This is a genomic window from Vibrio atypicus (assembly GCF_009811315.1).
GTDB lineage: Bacteria > Pseudomonadota > Gammaproteobacteria > Enterobacterales > Vibrionaceae > Vibrio > Vibrio atypicus.
In genome coordinates this window covers 1-830 of record NZ_BLID01000031.1, presented here as the reverse complement: position 1 = coordinate 830, position 830 = coordinate 1, and the positions used below count along the sequence as shown (strand labels likewise).

Below are 830 nucleotides of genomic sequence, written 5' to 3'. Positions count from 1 at the left end.
GCATCCACCGTGTACGCTTAGTCACTTAACCATACAACCCCAAAGGGTCTTATAGTCAACTAACCAAAGTTGTCTGCATTTTTATACATGTGCAGACTCGATTTTGCCGGACTCAATTTTGAATAGTCACTTATAAAGTGACATTCCCAAGAACACTTGAATGTGTTGTATTGGTGTTTGTCTTAAAGACAAACATTGAGAACTTTACAATCAACAATACATTGTTGATTTGTCAGCTTTCCAAATTGTTAAAGAGCATGATTCTTCCGAAGAAGGTCATTTTCTAAAGACTTTCGGCGTCGAAAATTCCAACCACCTACGTTTTACTGAAGTGGTTTGGAAATCCTATCCAAAAATACTTAGAGAATGGTGGGCGATACCGGGCTCGAACCAGTGACCCCCTGCTTGTAAGGCAGGTGCTCTCCCAACTGAGCTAATCGCCCACATAAGTTTTGATTCTTCGTGGAGAAGAATGGTGGGTCGTGCAGGATTCGAACCTGCGACCAATTGATTAAAAGTCAACTGCTCTACCAACTGAGCTAACGACCCAATGGTATCCCGTAGGGGAGTCGAACCCCTGTTACCGCCGTGAAAGGGCGGTGTCCTAGGCCTCTAGACGAACGGGACACTAAGTTGAACACCTTGGGGGGTGTTCCATCTCTTAAACTTTATAAACCATCAATCTGTGTGGACACTCATCGTGAGTAATCATCGTATAAGGAGGTGATCCAGCGCCAGGTTCCCCTAGCGCTACCTTGTTACGACTTCACCCCAGTCATGAACCACAAAGTGGTGAGCGTCCCCCCGAAGGTTAAACTACCCACTTCTTT

3 tRNA genes and 1 rRNA gene are annotated in these 830 nt (G+C 45.1%); all 4 read right to left on the bottom strand.

What is annotated here, in order from left to right:
* Positions 1-367: 367 nt before the first annotated feature.
* Positions 368-443 (bottom strand) — tRNA-Val (locus tag GVO60_RS22135).
* A 30-nt stretch (positions 444-473) separates the two neighbouring features.
* Positions 474-549: transfer RNA gene (locus GVO60_RS22130), tRNA-Lys, on the bottom strand.
* Positions 550-551: 2 nt separating this feature from the next.
* Positions 552-627: transfer RNA gene (locus GVO60_RS22125), tRNA-Glu, on the bottom strand.
* A gap of 89 nt (positions 628-716) precedes the next feature.
* Positions 717-830: ribosomal RNA gene (locus GVO60_RS22120) — 16S ribosomal RNA — on the bottom strand; the annotation flags it as partial.